The following is a 26,125-nucleotide window of genomic DNA, read 5'->3' as shown; positions in this document are numbered from 1 at the left end:
CGCGCAGTCTTGGCTGCGGCGGTCGATTCAGTTTATGGCCCGGTTCAACATGAGGGTCATTGTAAACGTCCGCGCCTGCTTATCCATGCAAGGTTTGCAGCCATTGCTCACGGGTGATGCGGTACAACACATGCGGGCGCAGCGGATGATCGGCTGCAAGCCGCGGGTGCTCGAAGTCATCGGCGGGGGCATGGTGCATGCCGATCGCTTGCATGACTTTCTCGGATGGCAGATTGGTCTTGGTGGTGAATGCGACGACCTCTTGCAGCGCCAATCGGTCGAACCCGCAGCGCAGAGCGGTCCACGCCGCCTCGCTGGCATAACCCAGCCCCCAGTGCTCACGCGCCAGGCGCCAGCCGATTTCAACGGCCGGGGTGAAGGGCGCGTCGAAGCCGACCACACCCAGCCCGGTAAACCCGATGAACGCCCCGGTGTCCTTGCGCTCCAGCGCCCAGAGGCCAAAACCATGCTCGGCAAAGTGCCCGCGAACCCGCCCGATCAGCGAGGCACTTTCCAGCCGACTCAAGGGCGCCGGAAAATAACGCATCACCTGTGGATCTGCGCACATCACCGCAAACGCCGGTAAATCCTCATCACGCCACTGCCGCAACAACAGTCGTGCGCTTTCGAGTTCCAGTATCGGCTCCATCTCGTCCCCCTTTCCCATCCCGCAAGTCTACATCGCTGGTAGGATCCTTCACTCATTCCTACATGCCTTCCTGTATAAATCAGCCATGCCCCTGCCATTGATCTACCACGAAGACTACAGTCCCGAGTTCCCGGCGGATCACCGCTTCCCCATGGACAAGTTTCGCCTGCTGCGCGATCACTTGGTGGACAGTGGCCTGGCCCGCGACACCGACCTGCTGCGCCCGGACCTCTGCCCAGCGGAGATTCTCGCCCTCGCCCATGACCCTGCGTATATCGAACGCTACATGGGCGGCGAATTGTCCCGCGAAGACCAGCGACGCCTCGGCCTGCCCTGGAGCGAAGCGCTGGCCCGGCGCACGGTGCGAGCGGTCGGCGGTTCGCTGCTGGCGGCCGAACAGGCACTGGAACATGGTTTGGCCTGTCACTTGGCTGGCGGCACTCATCATGCGCATTACGATCATCCCGCCGGGTTCTGCATCTTCAATGACCTGGCGGTGATCAGCCATTACCTGCTGGAAAGTGGCCGGGTGAATCGGGTGCTGATCTTCGACTGCGATGTGCATCAAGGTGACGGGACTGCACGGATTCTGCACAACACTCCGGAGGCAGTGACCGTTTCCCTGCACTGCGAAAAGAATTTTCCTGCACGCAAAGCCGAAAGTGATTGGGATATTCCGTTGCCGATGGGCATGGGCGATGCCGATTACCTGAAGGTGGTGGACGACGCACTCAACTATTTGCTGCCGCTCTACCAACCGGACCTGGTGCTGTACGACGCCGGTGTCGATGTGCATAAGGATGACGCCCTGGGTTATCTGAAGCTGACAGACGAAGGCGTCGCCGCTCGCGATGAAAGCGTGATGCGTCACTGCCTGGGCCGGGATATTCCGGTGGTCGGCGTGATCGGTGGCGGCTACAGCAAGGACCGCAAGGCCCTGGCACGCCGACATGGCATCCTCCATCACAGCGCCCAACGGGTCTGGCAGTCATCAGGTTGTCATTGATCTATGGGTCTTTACCCACAATGCCTGTGGAACCGCCTGTGGATAACCTGAGTGAAAGGGTCTGCAGGCCATGCGGGGTGTAGGCTACAGAGCGGTGGTTGTTTTTTAACCAGCCCTCGAATCCTCCCACAAGGAGCAGGGCTGGTAGAATGCGCCCCCTATTCCGCCACGCCGCAGCTCTCGCCATGACCCAGCCCTCCACTTCCCTTCCCCCTCACGTCGCCATCATCGGCGGCGGCCCCGCCGGTTTGATGGCGGCTGAAGTGCTGAGTCAGGCCGGGATCAAAGTCGACCTGTACGACGGCATGCCTTCAGTGGGGCGGAAATTCCTCCTCGCCGGGGTCGGCGGCATGAACATCACCCACTCCGAAGCCTACCCGGCGTTTCTCTCACGCTATGCCGAACGGGCACCGCAGATTGCGCCGCTGTTACGGTCCTTCGGTGCTGAAGCGTTGTGCCAATGGATTCATGACCTGGGTATCGAAACCTTTGTCGGCAGCTCCGGCCGGGTGTTTCCTACCGACATGAAAGCTGCGCCCCTGTTGCGCGCCTGGCTCAAACGCCTGCGCGAAGCCGGCGTCGTTATCCACACCCGCCATCGCTGGCTCGGTTGGGATCACAACGGTGACTTGCGCGTCGACAGCCCCGAAGGCGAAAAAACCGTTCAACCCGACGCGACCCTGTTGGCCCTCGGCGGCGGCAGTTGGTCGCGCCTCGGCTCGGACGGTGCCTGGATGCTGCCGCTGGAACAGCGCGGTGTAGGACTGGCGCCGTTGCAACCGAGCAATTGCGGCTTCGAGGTGCAGGCCTGGAGCGAATTGATGGTCAGCAAATTCGCAGGCGCCCCGCTGAAAAACATCGCCATTGGCCTCAATGACGACGTGCCACGACTCGGGGAATGTGTGATCACTGCCACGGGGATTGAAGGCAGTTTGATCTACGCCCTGTCGGCACCGATCCGCGAAGCGATCAATCAACATGGCTCGGCAACCGTTCACCTCGACCTGTTGCCAGGCAAGCCTGTGGATAAAATCCAGTCTGCGCTGAGCAAACCGCGCGGTTCACGCTCCATGTCCAAACACCTGCACAGTCAGCTTGGCCTTGATGGCGTGAAAGCGGCGTTGTTGCGAGAGCTGACACCGGCCGACTGTTTTACCGATCCGGCATTGCTGGCCAAGGCGATCAAGGCATTGCCGCTGACGCTGGTGAAAACCCGGCCATTGGACGAAGCCATCAGCAGCGCGGGGGGCGTGATGTTCGAGTCGATGGACGAACGTTTGATGCTCAAGCAACTGCCCGGCGTGTTCTGTGCGGGTGAAATGCTCGATTGGGAAGCGCCGACCGGCGGCTATCTGCTGACCGCGTGCTTCGCCAGTGGGCGTGCGGCTGGGTTGGGGATGGTGGAGTGGTTGAAGCACCGACACTGATCGTTCCCACGCTCTGCGTGGGAATGCAGCCCGGGACGCTCCGCGTCCCTACCGAAGCGGACGCAGAGCGTCCATTGAGGCGTTCCCGCGCAGAGCGAGGGAACGATCCTCAGAGGATCAAGGCTTACGCTTACGCGGCCCAGTGTTAAACACCGGTACTTTACGCACAGGCTTGATCGAAGGCTCCGGCGCCGAAGCATCACCGCTCTCGACCCATTTACCCAGGTTACGCTTGCCGCCACTGGAAGTTTTCGGCTTCTTCGGTTTTTTCGGTTTCTTGATCACCTGACCGCTGGCATCGGTATCCGGCACGCGGTGTTCAGGCTCGAAATCCTGCTCCATCTGACGAGTCAACGTCTGACGGGTCAGCATCTCGATGGCTGACAGCTGATTCACTTCATCAGCACACACCAGCGAAATAGCCTGCCCGGTTGCGCCCGCACGGCCGGTGCGACCGATGCGATGGATGTAGTCCTCTGCCACGATCGGCAGGTCGAAGTTGACCACCAATGGCAAATCTTCGATATCCAGACCACGCGCTGCCACGTCGGTGGCTACAAGGATCTGCACTTCGCTGGCCTTGAAACGATCCAGCGCCCGCTGACGGGTTGCCTGAGGTTTGTCGCCGTGGATGCCGTCGGCATTGATGCCCAGGCCCTGGAGCTTTTCCACCAACGCGTCTACGCCGTTACGGGTCTTGGCGAACACCAGCACCTGCTTCCACTTGCCCTTGCGCATCAAGTGAACAAACAGCTCCGACTTGCGCTTCTTGTCCACCGTCACCACCCATTGCTTGACGGTGTTGGCAGCGACGTTGCGCGGGCTGACTTCGATACTCAGCGGGTCGTTGAGCATTTGCCCGGCCAGCGTGCGGATGGCGTCGGAGAAGGTCGCGGAGAACAACAGCGTCTGACGTTTCTTCGGTAGCGCTTTGTAAATGTTCCCCAGCTCTTCGGAAAAACCCAGATCGAGCATGCGATCGGCTTCGTCCAGCACCAGGGTTTGCAACTGGTTGAACTTGAGCGCGTTCTGGCGGAACAGGTCGAGCAAGCGGCCCGGAGTCGCCACCAACAGGTCGACGCCTTTGCGCAGCTTCATCATTTGCGGGTTGATGCTGACACCGCCGTACACCGCATACGTGCTCAACGGCAGGTTCTCGGCGTACTGGCGCACGGCTTCGTGAACCTGCTCGGCCAGTTCGCGGGTCGGCACCAGGATCAATGCGCGCACGGAGTTGGCGCTGACTTTCGGCCCTTCCATGGCCAGCAACTGCAGCAGCGGCAAGGCGAAACCGGCGGTTTTGCCGGTGCCGGTCTGGGCTGCGGCCATCAGGTCGCGACCGGCCAGTACCGCCGGAATCGCTTGTGTCTGCACCGGCGTAGGGGTCTGGTAGCCGAGCGTCTCGAGAGCGCGCAGCAAGGGTTCGATCAGGCCAAGGGTGGCGAAAGTCATGGGAGTACCGTAGGAAAATTCAGCGCGGGTTGTTCAATACAAGTGTGCAAAACAAGATGCAATGGCGCGCAGTTTACCCTAATTCGCTCGGGATTCTGTCGGCACCACTACGGCAGGCCGATCCGCACCACGGCGCCACTGCGGCAACCCGATCAACACCACGGCGCTGATGATCACTGTCATGGCCAGCGCTTCTTCAATACCAATGGTCTCGCCGACAAATACGATCCCCAGCAACACCGCCACCGCCGGGTTGACGTAGGCATAACTGGTGGCCGCTGCCGGACGCACGTGTTTCAACAGATACATGTAAGCGTTGAAGGCAATGATCGAACCGAAGAACGTCAAATAGGCCAATGCTGCCCAACCTTCGATCGGCGGCATGGCCTCCAGATGCTCACCACTCACCGCGCTGCCGATCAACAACACCACGCCGCCCACCAGCATTTCCACGGCACTGGCCATCGCGCCCTGTGGCAACGGCAAGTGTTTGCTCCACACCGAACCGAAAGCCCAGGACGCGGCCGCGAACACCAGCAACGCCGCACCCAACGGGCTCGATTGCAGATTGGAACCAAGGTTGAGCATGGCGATACCGATCAGCCCGAGCACAATCCCGGCCCATTCGAGACGGGTATTACGCGCCCCCCAGAAATATCCGCAAAGCAAGGTAAACAGCGGCACCGTTGCCACCGCCAACGCGGCAACGCCAGAGGCCACGCCCGTATGCTCGGCGACGCTCACCGCCCCGTTACCGCACGTCAGCAGCAAAATCCCGATGATCCCCGCCGCTTTCCATTGCGCCCACGTCGGTGCCGGTGCCCCGCGCCAGCGCAGGAACGCGTACATCAACGTCCCGGCAATCACGAAGCGGATACCGGCGAGCAACAACGGCGGCCAGTACTGCACGCCGATTCGAATCACCAGGTAGGTCGACCCCCAAATCACGTACAGCGCGAAAAAAGCAGCAATCAGCGGTAAGGAAAAACGGCGTATGCCAGGCATGGGCAGCTCGAGAACAAGACAAAGAGAGCAGCTATTCTAGAAAGGCCAACGGCGGAAAATAAGTTACAAAACCTGTTTATAGCGCCGGTACACTTTTCAAAGCACGGAGTTCGACGCTATAAACCGTGCTTTCGAAAGTCAGTCTTTTTTCAGGAATGCCATGATGGACAAATACGACCGCATGCTCCTCAGCGCCCTGTTGGAAAACGGTCGTGCGTCCTACGCCGAACTGGCGCGCAAGGTAAACCTGTCCGCTCCGGCGGTGGCCGAGCGCGTGGCCAAACTTGAGGCCTGCGGGGTGATCACCGGCTACCAGGCGAAAGTCGACATGGCCAAACTAGGCCTGCCGATCCAGTGCGTCATCGAACTGCGCCTGAACCAGCACGGCAATCAGAAAACCTACGACGAACTGATCAAAATCCCACAACTCACTGAATGCCATCGCGTCACCGGCGACCCGTGCGTGATCATGCAAGCGGCCGTGGGTTCGATGCCGGAGCTGGAAGAGCTGATCAACCGGATCGCCACGTTCGGATTCAGCAAGACCTCGATCGTGCTGTCGAGCGCCATCGAGAAGCGGGTGCCGTTAGGGCAGTTGGAAGGGAACGGAAAATCGTGATGTGGCACGGCCCCTGTGGGAGCGGGCTTGCCCGCGATAGCGGACTGTCGGTCAACAAAGATGTTGAATGTGATGGCCTCATCGCGGGCAAGCCCGCTCCCACAGGTTTTGGGGTGCGTTTCAGAACCCGCGATACCGCTTGAGATGCTCATTGATCTTCGACGCCGGCACTTTCTGCAAGCGTCGGCCATGGCCCAGTGAGCCTGACCAATAACCCGCCCCACAGGAATAACACCATCCCTGTGGGCGCGGGCTTGCCCGCGAAGCGATTTGTCAGACGCCGTTATATCCCGCAGACAACAAACTCGGCATATCTCGCAGACGAACCCAAGGCTCTTTCCGCCAATGCAGCAGTCTTAACGTTCCCCCCGTCCACTCCATCAATCGCAAATGCGGCGTTTGAGTCGAAACAGATCCAGCATCCTCCCGCAGCATCGGCACCACCTGGTGGGTCAACCAACGCCGCAAATGCCGATTTTCCGGACAGTAGTGATACACCAACATTGCATAAACGCCCGACTCACTCAGCATCAATGTCTCTTGCGAGTCGTCGTTTTCAGATAAACACATCATCCGCCGCTGATCGGCATCAAGCTTGAGTGCTTGTCTCCCGTTTATATCCACACCCATTAACCGACCGATATCGCGGGCACAGAACCATGGTTCTGCATGCAGCAAAAGTGCTCGTAGCTGGATGTGATGGCGGATGAATGTTTTGGGGATGAAGTGAGCTTCGCTCGCAACTGATTGCGCAGAGTCTTCTGGGGAATTGGGGGAAACTTTGATCATGGCGAATCTCCTGAGAAAGTCGGAGCTGCCAGCATCACTTGCAGATGATGGGTGGCAGCTATGCGCGGGTCTGCAAGACCGAGTAGGAGACCACCCCGGTAGACCCGAAGGTCTCCCGCACACAGCTACCATAAATCGATGGTCGCTCATTAAAGCGACGCGATTATAGGTGCGCCGGTGGTCTCATAACAAACTGTCGGCGGGCTTGCAGACCCGGTCGCTGAATTGGCAGCGACGTCCCAGAGGTTATCGATGCTGCAGGTACGGGGCAAGACGAACAAATTCCTAATATTTGGTAGGAGTAATCATCGAATTTGAGGCGTGGTTAAACACAAGAACAACGTCAGACACAGCCCCTGTGGGAGCGAGCCTGCTCGCGAAGCGATTTACCATTCAACATTGATGTCGACTGACACTCCGCCTTCGCGAACAGGCTCGCTCCCACAGGAGATCGACGGTGTTTCTGTCAGAACCCACGATGCCGCTTCAAATGCTCATTAATCTTCGCCGCCGGCACTTTCTGCAAACTGACGAGCAGATCATGGGACAACTCCCGCAGCCCATGCTTGCGCCGCAACTCTTCAGCCAGGTGCGCCGTCAGGTTGGCCGCCATTTCGGCATCGGCCATGGCCCGGTGAGCCTTGCCGGTGTGGGGTAGTTGGGCGAAAGTGGTGAGGGTGCCGAGTTTGTGGTCCGGCGCGGCGGGCATCAGGCGGCGGGCGAGTAACAGCGAGCAGGCAAAGTTCTGCAAGCGTGTGCGTTTGATTCGCCCGAGCTCGTAGTCCCAGAACTTCTGGTCGAACGCCGCGTTGTGCGCCAGCAGCGGCGTGATGCCAACAAATTCGTTGACCTCGTTCATCACTTGCTCGGCCGAGGGCGCGGTGCGCAGCATGGCGTTGCTGATGCCGGTGAGTTGCTCGATAAAGGCCGGCACCCGCACGCCAGCGTTCATCAAGCTTTGGTAACGCTCGACGATGCGCCCCTGTTCAAGAATCACCACGGCAATTTCCGTGGCCCGGCAGCTGCTGCTCGGGGAGAGTCCGGTGGTTTCAAAGTCGATGACTGCTATGCGTTCCAAACCTGTTTCAACTCCATAAAAATCAATTCTTGAGCAGCAACGCGCCTTCGATCGGCACATAACGGCTGGCGGCGCGGATCAGCGAATTGGCGGTGAGACCGGGCACGCCATAGGCGACCGCTTGCACGCCGTGCTTGCTGATGATGCGCTCCAGCAGCATGTCGAAATCACCGTCACCGGAGGCCAGCACCACTTCGTCGACATGGTCAGCGGCGTCCATGATGTCGAGGGTGATGCCCACGTCCCAGTCGCCTTTGGCCGAACCGTCGCTGCGCTGGATGTAGGGCTTGAGCTTCACGATGAAACCGAGATTGCGCAGGATCTGCTGAAACTGCTGTTGTTTGCTGTCGCCACGATCGATCGCATAGGCATAGGCCTCGACGATCTGTCCTTCCTTACTGACGTCAGCCCACAGCGCGGCGTAGTTGAAGTGACAACCATAAGCCTGACGCACGGTGTAATAGAGGTTCTGGACATCGGCGAACACTGCGATTTTTTTCACCGTACATCCTCATTAGCGTGCCGAAGCGCGGGCAGGATCAGGCACCAGGGCCCGAAAAGTGGCCCAGTATGCCAGCCCGAAGGATTGTTCCGCGAATAATCGGCCCGGGGCGCCATCGCGCCCCAGACGAATGGTGTATCAGATGAAGGAATCGTCGTCGCCACCGAAGAACGATGAACTGTCATCGCTATAGTCGGCGTCGGCGAATCCGCCTTGATCGCTGGAGTTGTCAGCCACGCGCTGATCGTCGCCCCAGCCATTGCCGCTGTCGCTCTGGTCGTTGACCTGAGCCGGTTCTTCCTTGATGACTTCAACCACTTCCGGCTGCTGATTGTGCTGAAACAGGCTGCTGATGCCTTGCGCCAGCATCACACCACCGGCCACACCCGCTGCCGTTTTCAACGCACCACCAAGGAAACTGCTGCCGGCCGCCGGAGCTTGTTGTTGCGGTGCATAGTTCTGCTGCGGTGCGGCACCGAAGTTTTGCTGTGGCGGCTGCGAGTTGAACGACGGCCGCCCCGGTTCACGCCAGCCCCCATTCGACGGGGCTGCGCTTTGAGCCGGCGCAGGCTGCGGATCACGGGAGCCACCACCGAAGATGCTCGACAAAAAGCCACCGCTGCTCGGCGCCGGAGCGGCCGTCTGAGCCTTGGCCGATTGCAGTTCAGCTTGCAATTGCTGGACTTGTTGGGTGAGTTGCTTGTTCTGTTCGTCGAGGCTTTTGATGGCTGCCTCTTGCACCAGAATCGCCTGGGTCATGAAATAGCCCGCCGCTGGCTGGCGAGTCAGGTGTTCCTTGATCCGCGCTTCGGCCTGGGCGTCGCGCGGGGCTGAATCCGTTTCGGCCTGTTGCAGCCGGGAAAACAGTCCATCGATCAGGGTTTGTTCTTCGCTGTTCATGGCGACCTCATAGATTGCCGGGAAAATCGTCGCCCTCATCCACGGTGGATAAGGTGCTCACCAGTAATGGGGCTGATACAGGATGTTTCAATGACCTTTACCGAACGTTTACGTTTGCGCCCCAAAGGGGTTCATCGGTTAAAGTGAGGCACTGCTTTCAACCTGCGATACCGACTGATGAATCCGTTCGATGTACTGCGTGACTCTCTGTATTTCTTCAAGCGCAATCTGCGCCAGATCGTGCAGCTGTGCCTGCCGCTGGTGATTGTCGAGGCGCTGCTGCAACAAGTGGTCGACCACTCCACCGAGCCGGACAGTTTCCCCGGCATCAGTGTATTGGTCGGCCTGCTGGTGTATCCGCTTTACACCGCCGCGCTGATCCTGTTTCTCGATGCCCGCAGCCGTGGCGAATCGCCGCGCACCCGCGACTTGCTGGCGACCTCCGCGACCCTGTGGCCGCGTTTCGCCGTGCTGACCGCCCTCAATACCCTGCTGATCCTGATCGGCCTGTCGCTGTACTTCCTGCCGGGCATCTGGTTGATGGTGACGCTGGCGTTCGGCGAATACCTGCTGGTGCTGCGCGGCCTGGCACCGCTGGCGGCGATGAAGGAAAGCCTGCGCCTGACCCGCGGGAATTTCCTGCGCATTCTGGTGTGCATTCTGTGCGTGATGGCCCCGCTGTGGGTGCTGAAGGGGGCGACACTGGCGGTTTACCCTGACCCGCAGAACCCGGTGATCTCGCTGCTGATCGACAGCGCCCACAGCTTTCTGCAACTGTTCACCAGCGTGGTGGTGTTCCGTTTGTTCATGCTGATCGCCGATGCGCCCGAGAAAGCCGACGGGGCGCTCTAAGCGCTCTACCCTTGGGCTTGGGCGCTGCTCTCGGTTATGCTCGGGGTCAATTTTGTAACGCTATAAGCCGAGCCATGACCCGTCTACTGCGCTACACCCTGCTGTGCGTGCTGATTGCCATTGGCCTGATTGCATTGATGCTCTACAGCCTGACCTGGCGCCCCGAAGCCAAGGAAGTGCTGCCGGTCAGTTGCAACGCCCAGGCGCCGACGCTGGTGCCCGGCCAGGCGCTGAAGGTGATGACTTGGAACGTCCAGTATCTGGCAGGCAAGCGCTACGTATTCTGGAACGACCTGGCCGCAGGAAACGACGAGCGCCCTACACCTGAAGACATGGCCTTCAGCCTCGACGAAGTGGCACGGGTGATTCGCGACGAGAAACCGGACATCGTGCTGTTGCAGGAACTCGATGACGGCGCCAAAGCCAGCGACTACCAGAAGCAGTTCAAATTGCTTCAGGATCGAGTCACCGACCTGTATCCGTGCAGCGCTCAGGCCTTCGACTGGAAAGCCGACTTCGTGCCAGAACCGCACATCTTCGGCAGCGTCGGCCGGCAATTGGCAACCCTGAGCCGCTACCAGATCGAACACGCCGAACGCCTGCAATTACCGGTCGCATCGGCCAATTTCATCAGCCGTCAGTTCAAGCCGAAAAACGCCTTGCTGGTCACTCACCTGCCATTGAGCAACGGCGGCCAAATGGCCGTGTTCAACACCCACCTGGAACGTGCCACCACCCCGCTCGACGAAACCTTGCAACGCCAGGTGACGGCCGTGGCCAAGGTCCTCGACAAGTATGAAAGCCGCGGCACGCCGTGGCTGATCGGTGGCGACTTCAACCTGTTGCCGCTGGGCCAGTATCGACGCCTGCCCACCGAGCAACGCACGCCCTACTCCGCCGACAGCGCGCTGCATGTGCTGTGGGACAGATACCCGATGATCCCCACCAACAACGAAGCCAGCGGTATCGACCGGGCGCAATGGCTGACTCATTACCCGAATGACCCAGGCTTGAACGGCCCGGACCGGACCGTCGATTACCTGTTTTACAGCCCGCACCTCAAACGGGTTGAGGCGAGGGTGAGGCAGGACGATACGTTGCGCATTTCCGATCACATGCCAGTGATTGCGCGGTTTCTGTTGCCGGCCGCGCCTTAGATTTGCGGCGTTAGTGAAAGATCGCAGCCTGCGATCTTTTGACCTTCAGCTTTTACGCGGTTTGATCCGCGCCGTCGCCTCGGCCACCAGCGGATCATCCGGCCAATAGTGCTTCGGATACCGCCCCTTCAAATCCTTCTTCACCTCGGCATACGTACTGCGCCAGAAGTTCGCCAGGTCCTGCGTCACCTGCACCGGTCGCCGCGCCGGAGACAGCAAATGCAGTTTCACCACTTGCCGGCCACCGGCAATGTGCGGCGTCTCGGCCAAGCCGAACAACTCTTGCAAACGCACCGCCAGAATTGGCGGCTGCTCACTGTAATCCAGACGAATCGATGAACCTGACGGCACGCTCAAATGATGTGGCGCCAGCTCGTCCAGCCGTTGCGGCAGTGGCCAGGGCAACAGGTTATGGATGATGCTCGACAGGTCCAGATTGGCGAAGTGACTGAGCCGCGAGACTTTGCCCAGATACGGCATCAACCAGTGTTCGAGACTTTTGAGCAGAGCGGTGTCGCTGACATCCGGCCACTCACTCTCACCCTTGCTGCCAAGGTCCAACTGCCGCAATAACGCAACTCGTGCCTGCCACTGACGGAGTTCCGGGGTCCACGGCAACAGCTCCAGACCTTTGCGCCGCACCAGATTCACCAGTGCCTGACTGCGAGCGCTTTCATCGAGCCCGGTCAGCGGCTCACGGCTAAGAATCAATTCGCCAACCTTGCGCTGACGCTCAGCCCGCAACACGCCTTCGCGCTCATCCCAATCCAATTGATCGACCACGCGCACTTGCTCGGCCAACACCGAATCGAACAGCGTCGGATCGAAATCAGCCGCCAGATAAATGCGTTCTTCACGCTGGCCCTGGCGACTGCCCAGATCGGCGATCACCAGCCACGGTTGTTTCATCAAACTGTCGGCTTCGGCGAACAGCGCTGCGCGACCGTTGGCCAATCGATATTCAGCGCCACCGGCCCGCCGCTGCAGGGCAACGCGGTCGGGATAGGCCAACGCCAGCAATGCGCCAAGCCAGCGCGGATGCTCGGGATCGCTGACCGGCTCCGTCGCTTTGCCCCGCAGATAACCGCGATACTGCCGCGCCAATTGCCGGGCCCGTTGAACGCCGCCCTGAGCACCACGAGCGGCTCGTTCTTCGCCGGACAGCAGCACCAGTCGACTGTGCAGATCCGCCCCGGCGCCACGCAAGATATCCCGCTCACCGAGCAGTGCCGCGACATCACAGGCCATGTCGGCCAAGCCGAGCGCCTGACCACGCAACAGCAAATGAGCGATCCGCGGATGGGCCGGCAGTTCAGCCATCGCCTGACCATGACGGGTCAGCGCGTCCCCCTCCAGCGCGCCCAAACGCTCAAGCAGATCCTGAGCCTGTGCATAAGCCGCTGCGGGCGGGATATCCAGCCAAACCAATTGACTCGGCGTCACGCCCCAACGCCCCAGTTGCAAGGCCATTCCGGCAAGATCCGCCGAGAGGATTTCCGCACTGGCGTAAGCCGCCAGTTGCTCGTGCTGATCCTGCGACCACAACCGATAACACACGCCCGGTTCCAACCGCCCTGCCCGGCCCGCGCGCTGAGTGGCGCTGGCTTTGGAAATACGCTGAGTATCGAGGCGGGCCATGCCGCTGCCCGGATCGAAACGCGGCACCCGCGCCAGCCCGGCATCGATCACCACGCGCACACCGTTGATGGTCAGGCTGGTCTCGGCGATGTTGGTGGCCAACACCACTTTGCGTTTGCCTGCGGGCGCCGGATCGATCGCCGCACGCTGCGCCGCCAGATCCAGTTCGCCGTGCAACGGGCAAAGCAACACCGGCGTGCCCTCGCCCAGCGCATCGACCAATTGTTGATGCACCCGACGAATCTCTGCCTGCCCCGGCAGGAACACCAGCAGGCTGCCGGTCTCATCGTTCAGCGCGTCGAGGATGGTCTGCACCACTCTTGGCTCAATGAATTCACCTGGCTGAAACGGCCGCCCCCAGCGCATCGCCACCGGGTACATGCGACCTTCGCTGCGCAGAATCGGCGCATCATCCAGCAACCCGGCCAGGCGTTCACCTTCCAGCGTTGCCGACATCAACAGAATTTTCAGCGGTTGGTCGTCGCGAAACAGCTCGCGGCCATTGAGACTCAGGGCCAACGCCAGATCGGCGTCGAGACTGCGCTCGTGGAATTCGTCAAAGATCAGCAAACCCACGCCTTCCAGCGCCGGGTCATCCTGCAAGCGCCGGGTGAGGATGCCTTCGGTGACCACTTCGATCCGGGTGTTGGGGCCGACTTTGCTGTCGAGACGAATGCGGTAGCCCACGGTTTCGCCGACTTTCTCGCCCAGTTCACTGGCCAACCGCTCCGCCGCCGCCCGCGCGGCCAATCGGCGCGGTTCAAGCATCAGAATGGTTTGCCCGGCCAGCCACGACTCATTGAGCAAGGCCAAGGGCACACGGGTGGTTTTACCGGCGCCGGGCGGTGCTTCAAGCACGGCTTCGTGGCGTGTAGCGAGGGCTTCACGCAGGGCGGGTAAAACTTCATCAATCGGCAAAGAAATCATGCTGGCTCCCAAACAGAGCGGCGAGTATAACGGCGAACTGCACGGCGTTTGTCGCGGTCCTAATTCATACAGACGACGCTTCGTTTCCAGATAACTCAGGAGATTTCACATGCGTGCTCCCTTTCGCTTGATTGGCGGTGTACTGGTCGCGACCTTGCTGACCCAAATGACCGCCTGCGGCACGATTTTCTACCCCGATCGTCGCGGTCAGATCGATGGCAAGATCGACCCGGTCATCGTCGCGCTGGATGCCGTGGGTTTGCTGTTCTATATCATCCCTGGCCTGATCGCCTTTGCGGTGGACTTCGCCACCGGCGCCATTTACTACGAGCCCGGCCGAACCGCCCAGGTGGCTCCGGAAAAACTCAAGGAAGCCATCGGTGCCGACGGCAAGGTCGATAACCACAAGTTGCAGACTATTCTCGAAACTGAGTTGGGCCGCAGCTTCCCGCTGGACGATCCACGTCTGATCCAGCACAAGGGCAGCACCCAGCAACTGGCCATGTTCGGCCTGCAACCCGCTGCGTAATCGGTGCACTAAAAAGGAAAAGCCGCACTTATGACCACCAGTACCGAACACGCCCGCCTGCTGCGGCTGGCGACGCGCGCCTCGGTGGCGGTGGCGTGCACGCTGATCGTCGCCAAAGCCATCGCCTGGTGGCTGAGCGGCTCGGTGAGCATGCTCGCCGGGCTGACCGACTCGGCCCTCGACGGCATCACTTCGCTGCTCAACCTGTTGGCTGTGCACTATGCCTTGCGCCCGGCCGATGATGATCATCGTTATGGGCATGGCAAGGCCGAATCATTGGCAGGCATGGCTCAGGCACTGTTCATCGGCGGCAGTGCGGTGCTGATTACCTTGCAGGCGATCGAACGGTTGAAACATCCCGAGCCGGTGAGTGCGCCATGGCTCAGCATCGGGGTGATTGTGTTCTCCCTCGCGCTAACCGTGGCCCTGCTGATATTGCAGCATCGGGTGATCAAGGCAACCGGCTCCAACGCCGTGCGCGCCGACTCCTTGCATTACCGCTCGGACCTGCTGCTCAACGGCAGCATTCTGGTGGCCCTGGTACTGGCCGGGTTTGGCTGGCATCAAGTCGACCCCTGGTTCGGCTTGGGGATTGCCGCCTACATCCTTTGGAGCGCCATTCACATCGCCCGGGAAAGTTTTGCAGTGCTGATGGATGAAGAACTGCCGCCGGATGTCAGCCGCCACATGCTCGAACTGGCCTGCAGCGTGCCGGGCGTTCTGGGTGCCCATGATCTGCGCACACGGATTTCCGGTAACCATTGGTTCGTCCAGTTGCATCTGGAGTTGCCGGGGGAATTGACCCTGTCAGTCGCCCACGCCATCAGCGATCAAGCCGCCGATGCAATTCACGCCGCCTACCCACGAGCCGAAGTGCTGGTGCACGCCGACCCGCAGGAAGTGGTGAAAGCCGCCAGGGTTCAGTAACTCACCTGATAACCGCGACTGCTCAGGCAGTTGCCTTGGGCCTGGCGGTAGGCTTGCACCACCGACGGAGCCGGTTGGTAGGTGACGGCACGTGGATCGAAACCACTCTGCTCCACGGCCCAGCGATAGCATTCGTAACCATCCCGGCTGACTTCCTCCGGCGACTGGCCGTTGGCCGGATACGCCACCACGTCGTAGCCATTGCCGGCCGGTTGCGGCTGCACGGGCGGTTCGACCACCACGTAATCCTGAGTGCTCTCCTGGTAGGCGTAATACGCGCCGGCCGCCAGGAACAGCAGCGCACCACCGATCCATACTTCACGGGCGTAATCGGGCAAGTATCTGACCCGAATTCCGCGAGGCGGCTGAACCACCACGTAACGCGGGCCTTGCGGGCGATACCAGTAACCACCGGAATAGAAATAATCCTGGCCACGATACGGCACACGGTAGTTGCGCTCCGGGAAGCGGTCGATCACGTACCCCGGACGATACTGCGGGCCGGGGCCCCAGCCATTGCCGCGCCCATCCGGGCGACCGGGCCAGCGGCGATCATCGTGACGTGAGCCCTGCCCGCCAGTCTGCCAGTGCTGGTTGTCATAGTTGCGCGGCTGCTCGTCCTGATAGTAGCCACGCCGGGGTTCCTGGGTCTGGCGCACAGTATCGGGCCGGCCCTGAATCGGCAGATTGTTACCGGGTTGTTGCGGCGGGCGGCCCTGAACATTGGGATCGTGCGACGGAAGGTTCTGACGCTCGCTGCCCTGGTTCTGGTCGTGCAGCTCGAACTTGCGGCTGTTGTCGCCAAGAATGATTTCGTTGTTCTGCGGCCGGGGTGGGTTGTTACCGCGATGGCCCTGGTCATTGCCCTGATGATCCGGCCCCCGTTGACCGCCATCGGGCCCACGGATTTGCGGCTCGTCAGCAAGCGATTGCGCAGTGACACTCACACACAGCAAACCAACACCGGCCAAACGCCAGATGCGCGACTTCATGCTTTTCCTCACTGCGGGTTAGGACCTGTACGTAAGACTGGGAAAGCGCAGGCCGGTTCTGCAACAGGTTATCAGTCGCGCAACTTATTTATTGAGGGGCGCCGATAAATTCCGGGCAATAAAAAAGGGAGACCCGTCGGCCTCCCTTTGAGAACTTCGTCCGTGCTCGACGCTTATGACGTCGGCTCACCTCACGCCGTCTTCTGGACAGTGTGTAGCTCGGGGGCCGACACATCCCCTGTGGGGGTGGCGACCGCAGCTGGCCTGATTGGGCGAGCCGCACCGGACTGTTTGTCCGAGCAGTGATTCTGGTGATAAGAATAGGCCCGGAGCGACGACAGAGGATTGCGAAGATTGCTCAAATAAACATCACTTGCGCAATTTTTGACTCAGGATAGATAATCCTCCGCAATAGTTATGACAAAGGCCTGATTGATGAGCAAACTCGACCGATACGACCTGAGCATTTTGGCGGAATTACAACGCGACGCGCGCATCTCCAATCAGGAGCTGGCCGAACGCATCGGCCTGTCGCCTTCACCTTGCTCGCGGCGGGTCAAGCAACTGGAAGACGACGGTTACATCACTCGCCAGGTCGCCCTGCTGGACCGCAAGATGCTCGGCCTGAGCCTGACCGCCTATGTGCTGATCGGCATGGACCGCCATACACCCGAGCGTTTCGAGAACTTCGAAGCCGCCATTCGCACCTTGCCGCAAGTGCTGGAATGCAGCCTGGTGACGGGGATGGATGCGGACTATCAGCTCAAAGTGGTAGTGCCGGACATGGACCACTATCAGAAACTGCTGCTGGGGCATCTCACCCGTATTGAAGGGGTGACCAGTGTGCGGTCGAGTTTTGTGTTGAATCAGGTGCTCAACAGCACCGAGTTGCCTTTAACTCATTTGCGCAGCTGAGACGCCCCTTCTGACCTGATCGTTCCCACGCTCCGCGTGGGAATGCATCCTGTGACGCTCTGCGTCACGATCTACAGCGGACGCGGAGCGTCCATGGCGGCATTCCCACGCAGAGCGTGGGAACGATCACTGCCCAAGACGACGAATGACTGCGGCACACTGCCGCAGGTCAATGCCCCGCCAATCTCCCTTGCCGTATACTCCTCCCGCCCTTTTTAGCCCCACCCGCGCTGGAGATATTCAATGGATCCTGCAGTACTCGAAGAGTGGATGATGACTGGCCTGGTCAGCATCCTGATCATTTTCATGGGTTTCATCGTCTGGGATCTGGCGAAAAAATCCAAGGCCGGGCGCTTCGGCTCGTTCATTCTGTTCTTCGTACTGGGGCTGGGCGTGGCCGCATTCGTGGTCAAAAGCGTGGTCATCGGCATGATCGAAACCGGCACTCTATAAGCGCGCCGGCACTTCCTTCCACTGGCCCTGATCGAGCCCTTCGATCGACCAGTCGCCGATTTTGACCCGAACCAGACGCAACGTCGGCAAGCCGACCGCCGCGGTCATGCGCCGTACCTGACGGTTGCGGCCTTCGCGAATCACCAGTTCCAGCCAACTGGTCGGCACGCTTTTACGAAAGCGCACCGGCGGGTTGCGCGGCCACAGTTGCGGCTCATCCAGTTGTCGCGCTTCGGCTGGCAAGGTCATGCCGTCGTTCAATTCGACACCCTCGCGTAAACGCTGCAACTGCTCAGCGCTCGGTTCGCCTTCCACTTGCACCCAGTAGGTCTTGGCCAGTTTGTGTTTCGGGTCGGCAATCCGCGCCTGAAGCTGGCCGTCGTTGGTCAGCAACAGCAAGCCTTCGCTGTCACGGTCCAGCCGCCCTGCCGGGTAGATTCCCGGAATCTCGATGAAATCCTTGAGCGTCGCCCGCCCTTCGCCGTCGCTGAATTGCGTCAGCACATCGAACGGTTTGTTGAACAGAATCAGCTTCGGCTCGGCCGGCGGCGCTTTGGCGACACGGCGCGGGGCTGAAGTGGATGGCGCAGGCTTCACGCCAGGGCGACGGGAAACGGGACGTTGAGGACGAGACATGGGAAAAGGAACATCTAACGGTCAGGGCTGCTAATGCTAGTGCCCTGACCGCCAAATGACCACGACAAACCGTTAGCGGAACGGCGGCTCGTCGAAGCTGCGCAGTTTGCGCGAGTGCAGCGAGTTGAGCTCGGTGCGCAACAGATCCACCGCTTCGATGCCGATCTTCAAGTGTTGGCTGACCGCGCGTTCATAGAAGGCGTTGGCCGAACCCGGCAGTTTGATTTCGCTGTGCAACGGTTTGTCCGATACGCAGAGCAACGTGCCGTACGGCACCCGCAAGCGATAACCTTGCGCGGCAATGGTGCCGCTTTCCATGTCCACCGCCACGGCGCGGGAGAGGTTGATCAGCGGACGTTCCTGCGCCCAGCGCAGTTCCCAGTTGCGGTCGTCGTAGGTCAACACGGTGCCGGTACGCAGGCGCTTCTTCAGCTCGTCGCCCTTCTCACCGGTGATGTTGGCCGCCGCTTGCTGCAACGCCATCTGCACTTCGGCCAAGGCCGGAATCGGAATGTTCGGCGGCACAACCCGGTCGAGAATCCCGTCGCGGCGCATGTAAGCGTGGGCCAGCACGTAGTCACCAATGGTCTGCGACTGACGCAAGCCGCCACAGTGGCCGATCATCAGCCAGCAATGCGGACGCAGCACCGCCAGGTGGTCGGTGATGTTCTTGGCGTTGGACGGGCCGACGCCAATGTTCACCAGGGTCACGCCATGGCCGTCGCTGGCGATCAGGTGATAGGCCGGCATCTGGTAACGATGCCAGACCACGCCCGCGGCAATCGCCGACGCCTCGCCGTGGTCCATGCCTTTTTCGATGATCACATTGCCCGGCAACACCATGCGCACAAAACGCGGATCGTTGCGCAGTTGCTCCAGGCCATGAACGATGAACTGGTCGACGTAGCGGTGGTAGTTGGTCAGCAGAATCCACGGTTGCACATGGCGCCAATCGCTGCCTGTGTAATGCACCAGCCGGCGCAGGGAGAAGTCCACCCGCGCAGCGTCGAACAGGGCCAGTGGCAGCGGGTCGGTGTTTTCCCAATCGTACAAGCCATCGGCGATGCCATCGGTGGCGGCCGACAAATCCGTACTCGGGAACACGCGCGCCAGCACCGCCGCCGTGACGCCGGAGCCGGCCAGTTCATCACCCTGCTCGACCACGTACGGATACGGAATGTTCTGCTGACTGACGCCGACTTCCACGGTCACGGTGAAGTCGTGCATCAACGGGACGAGTTGTTCCAGCAGGTATTTGCGGAAAGCGCGGGGATGGGTGACGGTGACGCTGTAGGTTCCCGGCAGTTGAACCTTGGCATAGGCGCGAGTGGTCTGTGGGACTTCACCCTGGCAAAGGTAGGTCAGACGCAACTCGGGATATCGAAATAGAGCACGCTGTTCAGCGTCCGGCTCGACGCGATCCTTGAGATAACGCTTGAGCGCCTGATTCAGCGCTGTGGTTGCACGCTCGTGCAAGGCAGCAAGCCGATCCACGGCTTGCTCGGCGGTTTGAACGACAATAAACGCTTCGGTCACGATCAGCTTCCTGTGTTCTGACTTGCAGACCTTCATCTTGCCTGCATCATCGCTTCACGGGAACAGTGGCGTGTTGGCTGCACATCAATTCTGATACACAGATAAACCCTGTGGGAGCGGGCTTGCCCGCGATGACGTACGAACAGTCGACATCAATGTCGTCTGATGCACCGCTATCGCGGGCAAGCCCGCTCCCACAGGTTTTGTGGTGTTTATTCGATTGTGGTCAAAAGCCCTGCGGCGTCGACCGGGCCACAATCGCTTCCACATCCAGCCCGCGAGGCAACGTTCCATACACCCGACCGGCCGAGCCCAGGCGACTGGCGATGAAAGCATCACTGACCGCCGCGTTACCGGCTTCCAGCAACAGCTTGGCCTGAAGCCCCAAGGCGATGTCTTCGGTAAGCTGGCGGGCGCGGTATTGAATGTCGTCGGTGTCCTTGAACGCCGCCTGCAATTGGCTGATGTGCGCGGCCAGGCGTTTGTCGCCATGACCGTCGCCCAACTCGCTGAACAGCACATCAAGCACACCCGGTTCTTTCGACAACGCACGCAACACATCGAGGCATTGCACGTTGCCGGAACCTTCCCACGTCGAGTTGACCGGGGCCTCACGGTACAGACGCGGCAGGATGCTTTCTTCGACATAACCGGCGCCGCCCATGCATTCGGCCGCCTCATTAATCATCGCGGGCGCGCGTTTGCAGATCCAGTACTTGCCCACCGCCGTCACCAGCCGGGCGAATTTCGCTTCGTGGTCGTCATCCAGATGATCCAGCGCCCGGCCCATGCGCAAACTCAAGGCCAACGCCGCTTCGCTTTCCAGGGCCAGGTCGGCCAGCACGTTTTGCATCAAGGGCTGCTCGCTGAGCAACTTGCCAGCGACCTTGCGATGGGCGCAGTGATGGCTGGCCTGGGTCAGCGCCTGGCGCATCAGCGCGCTGGAGCCGACCATGCAATCGAAACGGGTCATGGCGACCATTTCGATGATGGTCGGAACACCCCGGCCCTCTTCGCCGACCATCCAGGCCAAGGCGCCACGGAACTCCACTTCGCTTGAGGCATTGGACCAGTTGCCGAGTTTGTTCTTCAGCCGCTGTATGTAGAACTGATTGCGCGTGTCGTCCGGGCGATGACGTGGCAGCAGGAAACAGGTCAAGCCTTTGTCGGTCTGGGCCAGAGTCAGGAAGGCATCGCACATCGGCGCCGAACAGAACCACTTGTGGCCCACCAGTTCATACGCCTGACCGGGCCCCCTGGCGCCGACCGGATAAGCCTTGGTGGTGTTGGCCCGCACGTCGGTGCCGCCCTGTTTCTCGGTCATGGCCATGCCAATGGTGACCCCGGCCTTGTGGGCCATGGCGACGTTGCGCGGGTCATATTCGGTGGCGAGGATTTTCGGCAACCATTGTTCGGCCAAATCCGGTTGCAGGCGCATCGCCGGGACGCTGGCGAAGGTCATGGTCAGCGGGCAACCGCTGCCGGCTTCAGCCTGACTGTGCAAATAGGTCATGGACGCACGGGCAACGTGGGCACCCGGTTGCGGGTCGGTCCAGGGCAAGCCAGTCAAGCCATGCTCCACCGCCGTGCGCATCAACTCGTGGTAGGCCGGGTGAAACTCCACCACGTCGATGCGATGGCCGTAACGGTCATGGCTGACGAACACCGGTTTGTTCTGATTGGCCGCAAACCCCGCCTCCATCAGCGGCCCGCCGGCCAATGCGCCGTAAGCGTCGATCCGCGACTCGGCCCAACCGGCATCGAAACGCCGCGACCACTCCTGCAAAGGCAGGTCGATGCGATAGAGGTTGGTGCCGTCCAGCGATGGTGGCTGGTTGGTGACTTCGTGGGTTTCGGCGAACTGATGCAGGTTCATGACGGGGCTCCTTTGGTCAGCCAAGGGACTTTCAGTTAAGCACCGCCCCGAGGTTGAACAAAGTGGCATATCTGCCTAACTGTCGGCGCTTTCGCCTTGCCCTGGACAGAGCACCCGCCGATAGAGCGCCGCCTGCAAATCTTCGAATTTCACCGGTTTGCTCAGGTAGTCGACCAAGGTGTCGCTCGGGCAATAGGCCCGGTCCGCACTCAGGGCAATCATGAACACGGGTAATTCGGCGCAACCCGGCAAGGCGCGGATCCGGCCGCAGATCGAGGCACCGTCCAGTGGCGGCAGCTGACAATCGAGCAGCACCGCATCAACGGTTTCACGCTGCAAGTGATCAAGCGCAGCGATGCCACTGTCGGCGGTGCACACGCGGAACCCAAGCTTGAGCAACATGCCACGCATCACCAATTGATTGATGCTGTTGTCATCGACCAGCAACACCGTACAGTCCTGAGGCAAACGCAGGTGGGAGGTTTGCCGGATAATCGAAGGCGCAGATTGCACCACTGGCAACTCGAACTCGACGTCCAGTTGAAAGCGACTGCCGCGACCCGGTTCCGAGCGGTGGCTCAGGCGTCCGCCGAGCAATTCGACCAGTTGCCGACAAATGGCCAGGCCAACGCCCAAACCACCGTATTCACGGGTCATCGAGCCGTCGACCTGGAAGAAACGTTGATACAGCATCGCCTCGTCCAAATCGGTAAAGCCAATGCCGGTGTCGATCACTGCAAAGGACAGTGCCAGCCGATCGGGCGCTGCCGGTTTGCCCGTCACCCGCAGCGCCAACCCGCCGATCCGGGTGAATTTGATTGCGTTATCCAGCAGGCATTCCAGGCATTGCGTCAGCTTGTCGCTGTCGCCGTGCAAGCGATCCGGCAGCCCCGGTGCAACCTCGACCTTGAAGTCCAGCGACTTGCTCGACGCATTGCCATCGAACTGCAGGCGCAAGGCCTCGACCACACTGCGCAAACTGAACGTGTCCGGATAGACCTTGAGCTTGCCGGCCTGCAATTCGGTCAGGGTGAGGATGCCGTTGACCATGCGCATCATCTCCCGCGCCGAACCGGCAGCCGTTTGCTGATATTGCTCCAGCTCAGGGTTCATCTCGACGGTCTGCATCAACTCCAGCGAACCGATCACACCGTTCATGGGCGTGCGCAGTTCATGGGTCAGGGTGGCGAGGAATTCGTCCTTGAGCTTGTTACTGTGAGCCAGTTGCTGGTTCAGCACTTCGAGCTTCTGGCCGGCATCGAACAGGGTTTGAGCCTGTTGCTCACGCATGGCGTTGATGCGATCGGCCAGGGCCAGGGACAGCAGCGCCACTTCGATCGCCGAGCCGATCTGGCTGGCGTACATGGTGAGGAATACGTTGGGCAAATAACCCAGCACCATCAGGGTGTTGACGATGCCTCCGAGCAGGAACGCCGACCAGGCAATGATGAAATACCGCGCGACCCGCAGGCCACGCCACCAGGCGAAAATCCCGGCGGCGAAAATCACCACGGTGAAAACCAGCGCCAGCAGCGTCGCCAGACGCAGGGCCAGGGCGTAACTGGTCATCAATGACAACCCGACCACCAGCGCACTGAACGCAATCAACACCAGCAGCAAACGGTCGAGCCAGCGACTGTGGGTCGCCGTCCGCAAAAAGCTTCGGGCGAACTGGCTGCCGAACAATCCTGAACAGCCGATGAAGAACGGCGTCGCGGCGTTGGCCCACCACGGATTGTTCGGCCAGAAATACTCCACGGCCGCGCCATTCACCGACAGCTGATACAAGCCGAACGAGGCGATATAGACGATGTAATAGAGGTAGCTGGTGTCGCGCACGCTGAGAAAGATAAACAGGTTGTAGACCAGCATCCCCAGCAACACACCGTAAATCAGCCCCAGCACATAAAGCCGCACCGGCTGCTCTTCGAGGTAAGCGGTGCTCGACCACAAGGTGACGGGCGCCTGAACCGACCCTTCGCTTTGCAGACGCAGGTAGACGGTTTGCGCCTGCCCAGGGGCAAAGTTCAGATCGAACAGATAGTTGTTCTGGCGGATCTCGCGAGTGGCAAACGGCAACGCATCGCCGGTCTGTCGGACCAATTGATAGTCACCACCGGCATCGGCCAAGTAGAGATCAAGGTGATCGAGGGGCGGATAGGCCAGTTCCAGCAACCAGGTCTGTTGTGCCGACGGGTTGGTCGGGCGGTACTGCAGGTCGATTTTCAGCCAGAACGCCGAACGCGAATAACCGGCGTTGAGGGTGGCTTTATCGTGGGGTTTAAACTGCCCGGCCGCCGCTTGCGCACGGACATCGGCGATAGTCGCCTGACCGCCCGCATCTTCATAAACCTGCATCGTTCGGCCCAGGGGAAGGCTCTGGGTGAATTCGTCGAATTCGACCGCGCTCGCCAGGAGGGGCAAGCACAACAGCAACATCAGCAAATAGCGCATTTAAGCCCCAGCGTGGCCTGTCCGGTTCTGTCAGGAAGCCCCCCATTCCTTTTGAGTAGACGTAAAACCGGTATTACCTGTTATTGGTTTGGATCCACTCTAGCATAGCCGTTGATGGCCATTGAACACTATTGAAATTTTTCCTAAAAAGGCTCTAGAACGGGCGTTCCAGCGCCATGTATTGAGTTAGAGCTGCTGGTTTGGTCAGGTTGTGACAAGAGCGCCCAGACACATCTCCCCTGTAGCAGCTGCCGGAGGCTGCGTTCGACGGCTGCTACAGGGACCGCGTCACGATTCACGGGGCGACACCCGAAAAACATGTTTGGTGGTAAGCTCGCGCACCATGAATATCTACAGCTCTCGCCCCGTTGTCCTCTGCCTCTCCGGCCACGACCCTAGTGGTGGCGCCGGCTTGCAGGCAGATATCGAAGCCCTGCTCGCTCAGGGTTGTCATGCGGCTCCGGCCGTCACCGCCCTGACTGTGCAAGACACCGTCAACGTCACTGACTTCCGCGTTCTCGATCGCGAGTGGGTATTGGCCCAGGCCAACGCCGTGCTCAACGACTCCGAAGTCGCCGCCGTCAAACTGGGCATGCTCGGTTCCCTGGAAATGGTCGACACCGTGGTCGAACTGCTTTCAGCGCACCCGCATTTGCCGGTGGTCTGCGACCCGGTGCTGCGCGCCGGCGGCGGTGGACGACTGGGCAAGGACGAAGTCGGCTACGCCATGCGCGAACGCCTGCTGCCGCTGTCGATCATCGCCACTCCTAACCTTCCCGAAGCCCGCATCCTCGCCGAACTGCCCGAAGGCACCGCCGATGAGTGCGCGGAAAAACTCCTGCCGTTCGTCAAACACCTGCTGATCACCGGCGGCCATGGCGACGAACACGAAATACACAATCGCCTGTACAGCCGCGACGGTCGCCGCGAAACCTTTACCTGCCAGCGCCTGCCCGGCAGTTATCACGGTTCCGGTTGCACGCTGGCCAGCGCCCTCGCCGGTCGCCTGGCCCAGGGTGAGCATCTCGTCAGTGCCGTACAGAGCGCGCTTGACTACACTTGGCGCACCCTGCGAGATGCGGAACAGCTGGGCAAAGGCCAGTTCGTGCCCCGCCGCCTGCCGCTGGATTTCTGTTCGTAACATTTGATGCGTAAAGCGCAGAGGCTTGTCCGATGAAACTACGTGGCCTGTACGCCATTACCGACAGCCAGTTACTGGCCGGTAAATTTCTTTCGTACGTGGAGGCGGCGCTCGAAGGCGGCGTCACCCTGCTGCAATACCGCGACAAAAGCACCGACGAGGCCCGCCGCCTGCGCGAGGCCGAGGCCCTGCGCGATCTGTGCGAACGCTACAAGACTCAGTTGATCATCAACGACGACGCCGAACTGGCCGCGCGTCTGAACGTCGGCGTGCACCTGGGCCAGACCGATGGCCCGCTGATGCCAGTGCGGGCACTGCTCGGTCGGCAGGCGATCATCGGCTCGACCTGCCACGCGCAAGTCGAACTTGCCGAACAAGCCGCCAAAGAAGGCGCCAGCTACGTCGCTTTCGGCCGCTTCTTCAATTCCAACACCAAGCCCGGCGCACCGGCCTGCAGCCTAGAACTGCTCGATCAGGCCCGCAGCAAGCTGCATCTGCCGATCTGTGCGATCGGCGGCATTACTCTGGACAACGCTGCGCCACTGGTGGCCCACGGGGTCGATCTGCTGGCGGTGGTGCAGGGTCTGTTTGGCGCCGAGAGCACGGCTGAAGTAACGCGCCGCGCCCGCGCCTTTAATGAATTATTCAAATCCTGATTTTTGAGA

The 26,125-nt window shown here is 60.5% G+C and carries 24 protein-coding genes; 11 read left to right on the top strand and 13 right to left on the bottom strand.

Going from position 1 to position 26,125, the window contains the following annotated elements; translation table 11 throughout:
* Positions 1-79: 79 nt before the first annotated feature.
* On the bottom strand, positions 80-649 hold the full coding sequence (locus tag MMG91_RS19290; protein WP_310660403.1) for a GNAT family N-acetyltransferase: 570 nt from the start codon (positions 647-649) through the stop codon (positions 80-82).
* A gap of 85 nt (positions 650-734) precedes the next feature.
* Here MMG91_RS19290 and MMG91_RS19285 point away from each other — a divergent pair, with 85 nt between their 5' ends.
* Positions 735-1,655, top strand: coding sequence for a histone deacetylase (locus MMG91_RS19285; protein WP_310660402.1), 921 nt, complete (start codon positions 735-737; stop codon positions 1,653-1,655).
* 185 nt (positions 1,656-1,840) lie between these two features.
* Positions 1,841-3,082, top strand: coding sequence for a TIGR03862 family flavoprotein (locus MMG91_RS19280; protein WP_310660401.1), 1,242 nt, complete (start codon positions 1,841-1,843; stop codon positions 3,080-3,082).
* Positions 3,083-3,199: 117 nt separating this feature from the next.
* Here MMG91_RS19280 and MMG91_RS19275 read toward each other — a convergent pair whose 3' ends face one another.
* Positions 3,200-4,534: a DEAD/DEAH box helicase gene (locus MMG91_RS19275; RefSeq protein ID WP_305447002.1), complete on the bottom strand. Its 1,335-nt coding sequence runs from the start codon at positions 4,532-4,534 to the stop codon at positions 3,200-3,202.
* A gap of 78 nt (positions 4,535-4,612) precedes the next feature.
* Positions 4,613-5,539, bottom strand: a complete 927-nt coding sequence (gene yedA, locus MMG91_RS19270) for a drug/metabolite exporter YedA (RefSeq protein ID WP_007895363.1) — start codon at positions 5,537-5,539, stop codon at positions 4,613-4,615.
* Between the two features lie 163 nt (positions 5,540-5,702).
* Between yedA and MMG91_RS19265 the strand changes: the two genes are divergently transcribed.
* Positions 5,703-6,158: an Lrp/AsnC family transcriptional regulator gene (locus MMG91_RS19265; RefSeq protein WP_052967442.1), complete on the top strand. Its 456-nt coding sequence runs from the start codon at positions 5,703-5,705 to the stop codon at positions 6,156-6,158.
* 273 nt (positions 6,159-6,431) lie between these two features.
* Here MMG91_RS19265 and MMG91_RS19260 read toward each other — a convergent pair whose 3' ends face one another.
* From MMG91_RS19260 to MMG91_RS19245, 4 genes are all read right to left on the bottom strand, one after another.
* Positions 6,432-6,947, bottom strand: a complete 516-nt coding sequence (locus MMG91_RS19260; protein WP_310660400.1) for a Bro-N domain-containing protein — start codon at positions 6,945-6,947, stop codon at positions 6,432-6,434.
* Between the two features lie 466 nt (positions 6,948-7,413).
* On the bottom strand, positions 7,414-8,025 hold the full coding sequence (locus MMG91_RS19255; RefSeq protein ID WP_310660399.1) for a 3'-5' exonuclease: 612 nt from the start codon (positions 8,023-8,025) through the stop codon (positions 7,414-7,416).
* A gap of 22 nt (positions 8,026-8,047) precedes the next feature.
* Positions 8,048-8,527 (bottom strand): NYN domain-containing protein, encoded by a 480-nt coding sequence (locus tag MMG91_RS19250; protein WP_030129509.1) that lies wholly within the window; start codon positions 8,525-8,527, stop codon positions 8,048-8,050.
* Between the two features lie 138 nt (positions 8,528-8,665).
* Positions 8,666-9,427 (bottom strand): DUF2076 domain-containing protein, encoded by a 762-nt coding sequence (locus MMG91_RS19245; RefSeq protein WP_310660398.1) that lies wholly within the window; start codon positions 9,425-9,427, stop codon positions 8,666-8,668.
* A gap of 177 nt (positions 9,428-9,604) precedes the next feature.
* Here MMG91_RS19245 and MMG91_RS19240 point away from each other — a divergent pair, with 177 nt between their 5' ends.
* Both MMG91_RS19240 and MMG91_RS19235 read left to right on the top strand, forming a co-directional pair.
* Positions 9,605-10,279: a YciC family protein gene (locus MMG91_RS19240; protein ID WP_310660397.1), complete on the top strand. Its 675-nt coding sequence runs from the start codon at positions 9,605-9,607 to the stop codon at positions 10,277-10,279.
* A 74-nt stretch (positions 10,280-10,353) separates the two neighbouring features.
* Positions 10,354-11,436 (top strand): endonuclease/exonuclease/phosphatase family protein, encoded by a 1,083-nt coding sequence (locus tag MMG91_RS19235; RefSeq protein WP_310660396.1) that lies wholly within the window; start codon positions 10,354-10,356, stop codon positions 11,434-11,436.
* Positions 11,437-11,481: 45 nt separating this feature from the next.
* On the opposite strand, the gene hrpB is transcribed toward MMG91_RS19235, so the two are convergent.
* Positions 11,482-14,001, bottom strand: coding sequence for an ATP-dependent helicase HrpB (hrpB, locus tag MMG91_RS19230; protein ID WP_310660395.1), 2,520 nt, complete (start codon positions 13,999-14,001; stop codon positions 11,482-11,484).
* A gap of 109 nt (positions 14,002-14,110) precedes the next feature.
* Between hrpB and MMG91_RS19225 the strand changes: the two genes are divergently transcribed.
* A complete protein-coding gene (locus tag MMG91_RS19225) occupies positions 14,111-14,530 on the top strand; it encodes a polyribonucleotide nucleotidyltransferase (RefSeq protein WP_237883098.1) in 420 nt (139 codons plus the stop codon).
* 30 nt (positions 14,531-14,560) lie between these two features.
* Complete coding sequence (locus MMG91_RS19220; protein ID WP_310660394.1) at positions 14,561-15,457, top strand: cation diffusion facilitator family transporter; 897 nt, start codon at positions 14,561-14,563, stop codon at positions 15,455-15,457.
* On the opposite strand, the gene MMG91_RS19215 is transcribed toward MMG91_RS19220, so the two are convergent.
* Entirely contained in the window at positions 15,451-16,449 is a 999-nt protein-coding gene (locus tag MMG91_RS19215; protein WP_310660393.1) for a DUF6515 family protein, read from the bottom strand. The genes MMG91_RS19220 and MMG91_RS19215 overlap by 7 nt on opposite strands.
* A gap of 435 nt (positions 16,450-16,884) precedes the next feature.
* On the opposite strand from MMG91_RS19215, the gene MMG91_RS19210 reads away from it, so the two are divergent.
* Both MMG91_RS19210 and MMG91_RS19205 read left to right on the top strand, forming a co-directional pair.
* On the top strand, positions 16,885-17,364 hold the full coding sequence (locus MMG91_RS19210) for an Lrp/AsnC family transcriptional regulator (protein ID WP_007894448.1): 480 nt from the start codon (positions 16,885-16,887) through the stop codon (positions 17,362-17,364).
* Between the two features lie 243 nt (positions 17,365-17,607).
* The gene (locus MMG91_RS19205) at positions 17,608-17,817 is read left to right on the top strand and encodes a DUF2788 domain-containing protein (protein ID WP_310660392.1); all 210 of its coding nucleotides are present in this window, start codon (positions 17,608-17,610) and stop codon (positions 17,815-17,817) included.
* Here the strand turns inward: MMG91_RS19205 and MMG91_RS19200 are convergent.
* The 4 genes from MMG91_RS19200 to MMG91_RS19185 all read right to left on the bottom strand — a co-directional run bounded on the left by MMG91_RS19200 (position 17,812) and on the right by MMG91_RS19185 (position 24,319).
* Positions 17,812-18,453, bottom strand: coding sequence for a pseudouridine synthase (locus MMG91_RS19200; RefSeq protein WP_310660391.1), 642 nt, complete (start codon positions 18,451-18,453; stop codon positions 17,812-17,814). The two genes, MMG91_RS19205 and MMG91_RS19200, sit on opposite strands and share 6 nt — an antisense overlap.
* A 72-nt stretch (positions 18,454-18,525) precedes the next feature.
* Entirely contained in the window at positions 18,526-20,025 is a 1,500-nt protein-coding gene (amn, locus tag MMG91_RS19195; protein ID WP_161794734.1) for an AMP nucleosidase, read from the bottom strand.
* A gap of 190 nt (positions 20,026-20,215) precedes the next feature.
* Complete coding sequence (locus tag MMG91_RS19190) at positions 20,216-21,865, bottom strand: acyl-CoA dehydrogenase family protein (RefSeq protein WP_310660390.1); 1,650 nt, start codon at positions 21,863-21,865, stop codon at positions 20,216-20,218.
* 75 nt (positions 21,866-21,940) lie between these two features.
* Positions 21,941-24,319: a 7TM diverse intracellular signaling domain-containing protein gene (locus tag MMG91_RS19185; RefSeq protein ID WP_310660389.1), complete on the bottom strand. Its 2,379-nt coding sequence runs from the start codon at positions 24,317-24,319 to the stop codon at positions 21,941-21,943.
* 343 nt (positions 24,320-24,662) lie between these two features.
* Here MMG91_RS19185 and MMG91_RS19180 point away from each other — a divergent pair, with 343 nt between their 5' ends.
* On the top strand, positions 24,663-25,460 hold the full coding sequence (locus tag MMG91_RS19180) for a hydroxymethylpyrimidine/phosphomethylpyrimidine kinase (RefSeq protein ID WP_030129523.1): 798 nt from the start codon (positions 24,663-24,665) through the stop codon (positions 25,458-25,460).
* Positions 25,461-25,492: 32 nt separating this feature from the next.
* Complete coding sequence (gene thiE, locus MMG91_RS19175) at positions 25,493-26,116, top strand: thiamine phosphate synthase (RefSeq protein ID WP_305447014.1); 624 nt, start codon at positions 25,493-25,495, stop codon at positions 26,114-26,116.
* The last annotated feature ends 9 nt before the right edge of the window (positions 26,117-26,125 follow it).

Source organism: Pseudomonas sp. JL3, from assembly GCF_031570575.1.
In the GTDB taxonomy this organism is placed as follows: Bacteria; Pseudomonadota; Gammaproteobacteria; order Pseudomonadales; family Pseudomonadaceae; genus Aquipseudomonas; species Aquipseudomonas cucumis.
Note: the sequence above shows the minus strand (reverse complement) of the source record. Positions and strands in the feature narration are given on the sequence as shown.

Coding starts and splice junctions, on each gene's coding strand:
- MMG91_RS19285 (WP_310660402.1), top strand. CDS start 735: ATGCCCCTGCCATTGATCTACCACGAAGACTACAGTCCCGAGTTCCCG.
- thiE (WP_305447014.1), top strand. CDS start 25,493: ATGAAACTACGTGGCCTGTACGCCATTACCGACAGCCAGTTACTGGCC.
- MMG91_RS19265 (WP_052967442.1), top strand. CDS start 5,703: ATGGACAAATACGACCGCATGCTCCTCAGCGCCCTGTTGGAAAACGGT.
- MMG91_RS19180 (WP_030129523.1), top strand. CDS start 24,663: ATGAATATCTACAGCTCTCGCCCCGTTGTCCTCTGCCTCTCCGGCCAC.
- MMG91_RS19200 (WP_310660391.1), bottom strand. CDS start 18,453: ATGTCTCGTCCTCAACGTCCCGTTTCCCGTCGCCCTGGCGTGAAGCCT.
- MMG91_RS19190 (WP_310660390.1), bottom strand. CDS start 21,865: ATGAACCTGCATCAGTTCGCCGAAACCCACGAAGTCACCAACCAGCCA.
- MMG91_RS19215 (WP_310660393.1), bottom strand. CDS start 16,449: ATGAAGTCGCGCATCTGGCGTTTGGCCGGTGTTGGTTTGCTGTGTGTG.
- MMG91_RS19240 (WP_310660397.1), top strand. CDS start 9,605: ATGAATCCGTTCGATGTACTGCGTGACTCTCTGTATTTCTTCAAGCGC.
- MMG91_RS19275 (WP_305447002.1), bottom strand. CDS start 4,534: ATGACTTTCGCCACCCTTGGCCTGATCGAACCCTTGCTGCGCGCTCTC.
- MMG91_RS19185 (WP_310660389.1), bottom strand. CDS start 24,319: ATGCGCTATTTGCTGATGTTGCTGTTGTGCTTGCCCCTCCTGGCGAGC.
- MMG91_RS19260 (WP_310660400.1), bottom strand. CDS start 6,947: ATGATCAAAGTTTCCCCCAATTCCCCAGAAGACTCTGCGCAATCAGTT.
- MMG91_RS19280 (WP_310660401.1), top strand. CDS start 1,841: ATGACCCAGCCCTCCACTTCCCTTCCCCCTCACGTCGCCATCATCGGC.
- yedA (WP_007895363.1), bottom strand. CDS start 5,539: ATGCCTGGCATACGCCGTTTTTCCTTACCGCTGATTGCTGCTTTTTTC.
- MMG91_RS19235 (WP_310660396.1), top strand. CDS start 10,354: ATGACCCGTCTACTGCGCTACACCCTGCTGTGCGTGCTGATTGCCATT.
- MMG91_RS19205 (WP_310660392.1), top strand. CDS start 17,608: ATGGATCCTGCAGTACTCGAAGAGTGGATGATGACTGGCCTGGTCAGC.
- MMG91_RS19210 (WP_007894448.1), top strand. CDS start 16,885: ATGAGCAAACTCGACCGATACGACCTGAGCATTTTGGCGGAATTACAA.
- amn (WP_161794734.1), bottom strand. CDS start 20,025: ATGAAGGTCTGCAAGTCAGAACACAGGAAGCTGATCGTGACCGAAGCG.
- MMG91_RS19220 (WP_310660394.1), top strand. CDS start 14,561: ATGACCACCAGTACCGAACACGCCCGCCTGCTGCGGCTGGCGACGCGC.
- MMG91_RS19245 (WP_310660398.1), bottom strand. CDS start 9,427: ATGAACAGCGAAGAACAAACCCTGATCGATGGACTGTTTTCCCGGCTG.
- MMG91_RS19290 (WP_310660403.1), bottom strand. CDS start 649: ATGGAGCCGATACTGGAACTCGAAAGCGCACGACTGTTGTTGCGGCAG.
- MMG91_RS19225 (WP_237883098.1), top strand. CDS start 14,111: ATGCGTGCTCCCTTTCGCTTGATTGGCGGTGTACTGGTCGCGACCTTG.
- hrpB (WP_310660395.1), bottom strand. CDS start 14,001: ATGATTTCTTTGCCGATTGATGAAGTTTTACCCGCCCTGCGTGAAGCC.